The sequence below is a fragment of the Actinomadura soli genome, from assembly GCF_005889715.1.
Classification (GTDB): domain Bacteria; phylum Actinomycetota; class Actinomycetes; order Streptosporangiales; family Streptosporangiaceae; genus Spirillospora; species Spirillospora soli.
In genome coordinates, this window is sequence record NZ_VCKW01000423.1 from 1 (window position 1) to 4,568 (window position 4,568).

The window sequence follows — 4,568 nt, forward strand, 5'->3', positions numbered from 1 at the left end:
CCGACCGCCCCGCCACCTGACCCTGCCGCCGGACATCGCCGGCCCGCGTTCACCGGTCAGCGGCCAGCACTGCCGCGAGACCCTCTTGCAGATCTTTGACGAAGAACTCGGGAACCTCCAGCGACGGGAAATGTCCGCCGCTTTCGAGCGACCTCCATCGGACGATCCGCCGGTACCGCTCCTGGGCCCAGGGGCGCGGACTTTTCTCGATGTCGCGGGGATACATAGTGATCGCTGACGGGATGTCGACCCGAAGTTCGGGGTCGAGCGAGTTGTGGCTTTCGTAGTAGATGCGGGCCGCCGATGCGCCGGTCCGCGTCAGCCAATAGAGGGTGACGTCGTCAAGAATGCGGTCTCTGGAAATCGTCTCGAACGGGCTGTCTTCGGTGTCCGACCACTCGGCGAACTTGTCGAGGAGCCAGGCAAGAAGCCCGACCGGTGAGTCGACGAGCGAGTACCCGATGGTCTGCGGCCGGGCCGCCTGCTGCTTCGCGTACGCCGCGCGGTGGCGCCAGAAGTCTCGGGTCTCCTCGGTCCATTTGCGCTCGACCTCCGTCAGCCCGTCCGTTGTCAGCCCGGGCGGTGCCTCCGCGAACGTCGTGTGGATGCCGAGAACGTGCGCCGGGAACCTGCCGCCGAGAACCGTGGTGATATTGCCGCCCCAGTCGCCGCCGTGGGCTACGAACCTGCTGTAGCCGAGCCTGCCCATCAGTTCCACCCATGCGGCCGCGATCTTTTCTGTTCCCCACCCGGTGGTGGTCGGCTTGTCGCTGTGACCAAAGCCCGGCAGCGACGGGGCCACGACGTGGAACGCCGGCGCGTCCGCATCTTTCGGATCTGCCAGCTCGTCCACGACATCGATGAACTCGGCAATGCTGCCCGGCCAGCCGTGCGTCAGGATCAGAGGAGTGGCGTCTGCGCGCGCGGACCGGCGGTGCAGGAAGTGGACTCCCAGACCGTCAATGGTCGTGCGGAACTGGCCGATACGGTCAAGGCGCTCTTCGAACGACCGCCAGTTGTACCCGGTGCGCCAGTAGTCCACGACTTCGACGAGGTCGGCGAGAGGAACGCCTTGTTCCCATCGGCGGGGGCCGGGCGCGGCGCGATACACCGTCTCGGCCTCCGGTAGCCGCGCGGCGGCCAGCCGCGCGCGCAGATCGTCGAGGTCGGCGTCGGTCGCGCGGGCTTCAAATGCTTGCACGTCGCTGGTCGGACGGGGCATGAGGACCTCCTGGCCATCGCGGAACCGGCTGCGACCTGGCACGAACCGTCTAAGACGGTTCTAGCATGCCATCAGGTCAACGTGGAACCGGCTAAGATGGTTCCATGCGTGCCGGTTTCCCTGACTTCCGCCTCGGTAGCGTGCTGGCGACCAGCTTCACGGCGACTCTGACGGAGCGTCATGGCGACGCCGTGGAGCGCATTCCCACGCCGCAGAGACTCGTCGACTGGCTGGCGGTGAGCGGCCTCGCCGTGGACTCCTGCACCACTGCCCAGCTCGACCTCGCCCGGGAACTGAGGGAGTCGATTCACCTCGCCGCGACAGCGGCCGCGATCCAGGACGCTCTCCCTGCATCTGCCGTCCAAGTCATCAATGACCGCAGTGCTGAGGGTCGGGCCGCTGCGATCCTGACACCCGAGGGCAAGCGGCAGTGGCGGCTCAGCTCGGGTTCCTGCGTGGAGGACGCCCTCAGCGTGATCGCCGCCGATGCGATCAGCATCATCGCGGGCGAACGAGACGGAAGATTGGCCCTGTGCGCATCACCGACCTGCCAGGCCGCCTTCTTCGACACCAGCCAAAGCCGCACCCGCAAATGGTGCGAGATGAACACGTGCGGGAATCGTCAGAAGAAGGCGCGCTTTAACGCCAACCAGCGCAAACACTCCAGATCAGCGCAGTGATCGCTACGACACCCCCGCCGATCAGGTCGAAAACGAGCCAGCCTGCTGACCTCGGCGCGTCCATGGCGCGTACGGGATGCCATTCGGCGGCACGGTCTGTTCAGGGGAGCAGCGCGATTTTGCCGATGGTGGCTCGCGCTTCCAGTTCGGTGAGTGCTTTGGGGCCCTCGGCCAGGTCATAAACGGCCGGCTGGCCAGGCCCGAGCACTCCGGCCGCTAGCAGCCCGAACAACTGCCCCATGACCTCGCCGAAGATCTGCGGTGCGGCCTGGATCAGGATGCCGATGTTCAGGCCGATGACGTGGACCTGATGCTTGTAGACCAGGTCCCAGTTGGTGATCGAGGCTGCCCCGCCTGCCAGGCCGTAGACGACGACGCGGCCGGTGACCCTCTTGGTCGCGGCCAGGCTGGCGTCCAGGGTGGCACCTCCCGCCGACTCCAGCACCAGGTCGGCGCCCGCGCCGCCGGTGAGAGCCAGAACCTCGGCGCTGAGGGCGGCGGCGCGGGAGTCGATGACGTGGTCGGCGCCCAAGGCCCGTACTACCTCGTGCTTGCCCGGCGAGGCCGTGGCGATCACCGTCGCGCCGTAGTGCTTGGCCATCTTCACGGCGGCCTGGCCCGTCCCTCCGGCCGCGGCGTGGATCAGCACGGTCTGACCTGCGGTGACGCCGCCCAGCGGCTTGAGCGCCGCCAGCGCGGTCGGCCAGTTCACGACCAGCCCCAGCGCCTGCTCGTCCGTCCACCCCGCCGGGACGGGGATCGCCGCGACGGCGGGCAGCACCATGTACTCGGCGAAGGCGCCGCCTCCGATGCCGACGCCGATGACGTGGGCGCCGGGCTCCAACTCGGACACCCCCTCGCCGACGGCGATGACCTCCCCGGCACCCTCGATGCCCGCCACGTAAGGCGGCTGCGGGCCGCCCGCGAACGTACCGCGTGCCTGCGAGACGTCGACGAAGTTGACCCCAGCGGCGGTGACCCGGATGAGGACCTCGCCCGGCCCCGGCTTCGGTACGGGCGCATCCGAGATCAGGCGCAGGTCCTGCGGGCCGTTGAGCGACGTCTGCTGCAGGGCGCGCATGGTGGACGGGATGCTCACGGCAGCCGCCTTCCTATTTGTTTGTCGAACGGCCAAGAAACCGTCCCACGGCACCGCGGCGTGGGTCAAGGTAAAGTTGATCGAACGACAAAGAAATCCGGAGGGACGCTCGATGGCTGCTCGCGGCAGGCCGCGCACGTTCGACCCCGACACCGCCCTGCGCACCGCGCTGGACCTGTTCTGGGAGCGGGGCTACGAGGGCACCTCGCTCAACGACCTGGCCCAGGCCATGGGGATCGCCTCGGCCAGCATCTACGCCTGCTTCGGCAGCAAGCAGGAACTGTTCCGCAAGGTCATGGCCCTCTACGGCATGACCTCGGGCGCGCGGCCCAGGAGTGCCTTGCACGAACACCCGACCACCCGCGCCGCGATCCACGCCATGCTCCGCGCCACGGCCGACGAGATCACCCGTCCGGACGCACCGCACTACTGCATGCTCATCCTCGCCTCACCGACCGGCGCCGTGGAGAACCACGAGGTCCGGGAATTCCTGGCCGAGTTGCGGCGCGACATGTTCAGCACCGTCAAAGACCGGCTCGCCCGAGGCGTCACCGACGGCGACCTCCTCGCGCCGCCCGCCGATCTCGATGCCATCGCCCGCTACTACACCACCGTCGTGCAGGGCCTATCCGTCCAGGCCCGCGACGGCGCCACCCGCCCCGAACTAGAAGCGGTAATAACCTGCGCAATGGCCGCCTGGAACACCCTCACCTCCACCCCGTCCCGCCAGCCCGACGGGTGACACTCCCGGCGTAGGGGAAGTCGCCCCGTCCGGGCATCGGACGCGATGGAGGTCGGACGGATGTGGCGCTTTGCCAGCGGGGGCCGGGGCGGACGCCGTTGACTGGTCTGCCGTGAAGCGGATGGGACGTCTGCAGCGCAAAGCACAGTACGAACTCGCCAAGCCGGTTGAGTGGGCCGGACCTGAAGGGCGTGAACCTGCTGGAAGCGAATCTGCGACGCACCGTCCTGCTGGACTCGGCCCTGACGGGCGCGCACCTGACGGGCGCGGACCTGGAGCACGCGAATCTGGCGAACGCGGTCCTGCACCACGCGAACCTTAAGGGCGTGAAGCTGTGGGGCGCGAGCCTGCGAGGCGCGGACCTGCGAGGGGTGATCGGGATGTCGGAGCAGCAGATCCGGGCGGTGGCGCGGGTGGACGAGCGCACCCGATTCTGATCGTGGAGCAGGCCGTCGAGGTTCAGAGCCGCAGGAGCGTTTCACGGTGGGCGATGGACGCGCCTTCGCAGAACCCGCGGTGGCTCCTCGCTAGGGCCGCGACCGCGACCTTTTCACACTCGCGCTGGTGGTCTTCGGTGGCGTCGTCGATGGCGAGCGTCCCGAGAACACCAGGCTGCGGGACGGCCGCGATCTTGATGGAGATCCCCAGCTCAAGCGTCCCGACAGCCGTCCCGAGCCGCCGTCGAACTGATGCGCCGACACCGTACGGCAGGCCAAGCATTGTGAATGCGCTGGACACCGGCGCGCTTCCATGCCTGGTCGGACTACGTCCGGTGTCCGCGGCGAGGCGCATTGGGCCGGGGCGGTCTCCGGGGTCGGGGTTAGC

The 4,568-nt window shown here is 68.3% G+C and carries 6 protein-coding genes; 3 read left to right on the forward strand and 3 right to left on the reverse strand.

The window, feature by feature from the left end:
* Positions 1-49 precede the first annotated feature (49 nt).
* Positions 50-1,222 (reverse strand): epoxide hydrolase family protein, encoded by a 1,173-nt coding sequence (locus tag ETD83_RS39635; RefSeq protein ID WP_138650397.1) that lies wholly within the window; start codon positions 1,220-1,222, stop codon positions 50-52.
* Between the two features lie 104 nt (positions 1,223-1,326).
* Here ETD83_RS39635 and ETD83_RS39640 point away from each other — a divergent pair, with 104 nt between their 5' ends.
* Complete coding sequence (locus ETD83_RS39640; protein WP_138650398.1) at positions 1,327-1,902, forward strand: CGNR zinc finger domain-containing protein; 576 nt, start codon at positions 1,327-1,329, stop codon at positions 1,900-1,902.
* 100 nt (positions 1,903-2,002) lie between these two features.
* On the opposite strand, the gene ETD83_RS39645 is transcribed toward ETD83_RS39640, so the two are convergent.
* Positions 2,003-3,001 carry an NADPH:quinone oxidoreductase family protein gene (locus ETD83_RS39645; protein WP_138650399.1) on the reverse strand — a complete coding sequence of 333 codons (999 nt, stop codon included), beginning with the start codon at positions 2,999-3,001 and terminating at the stop codon, positions 2,003-2,005.
* A 112-nt stretch (positions 3,002-3,113) separates the two neighbouring features.
* On the opposite strand from ETD83_RS39645, the gene ETD83_RS39650 reads away from it, so the two are divergent.
* Positions 3,114-3,743 carry a TetR/AcrR family transcriptional regulator gene (locus tag ETD83_RS39650; RefSeq protein WP_138650400.1) on the forward strand — a complete coding sequence of 210 codons (630 nt, stop codon included), beginning with the start codon at positions 3,114-3,116 and terminating at the stop codon, positions 3,741-3,743.
* 167 nt (positions 3,744-3,910) lie between these two features.
* The gene (locus tag ETD83_RS39655) at positions 3,911-4,180 is read left to right on the forward strand and encodes a pentapeptide repeat-containing protein (RefSeq protein WP_138650401.1); all 270 of its coding nucleotides are present in this window, start codon (positions 3,911-3,913) and stop codon (positions 4,178-4,180) included.
* Positions 4,181-4,202: 22 nt separating this feature from the next.
* Here ETD83_RS39655 and ETD83_RS39660 read toward each other — a convergent pair.
* The coding region (locus ETD83_RS39660; RefSeq protein ID WP_205718151.1) for a hypothetical protein at positions 4,203-4,568 on the reverse strand (366 nt) is incomplete at its 5' end.

What these genes read in the sequence shown, in the direction of transcription:
- ETD83_RS39650 (WP_138650400.1), top strand. Translation starts at nt 3,114, where the DNA reads ATGGCTGCTCGCGGCAGGCCGCGCACGTTCGACCCCGACACCGCCCTG.
- ETD83_RS39635 (WP_138650397.1), bottom strand. Translation starts at nt 1,222, where the DNA reads ATGCCCCGTCCGACCAGCGACGTGCAAGCATTTGAAGCCCGCGCGACC.
- ETD83_RS39640 (WP_138650398.1), top strand. Translation starts at nt 1,327, where the DNA reads ATGCGTGCCGGTTTCCCTGACTTCCGCCTCGGTAGCGTGCTGGCGACC.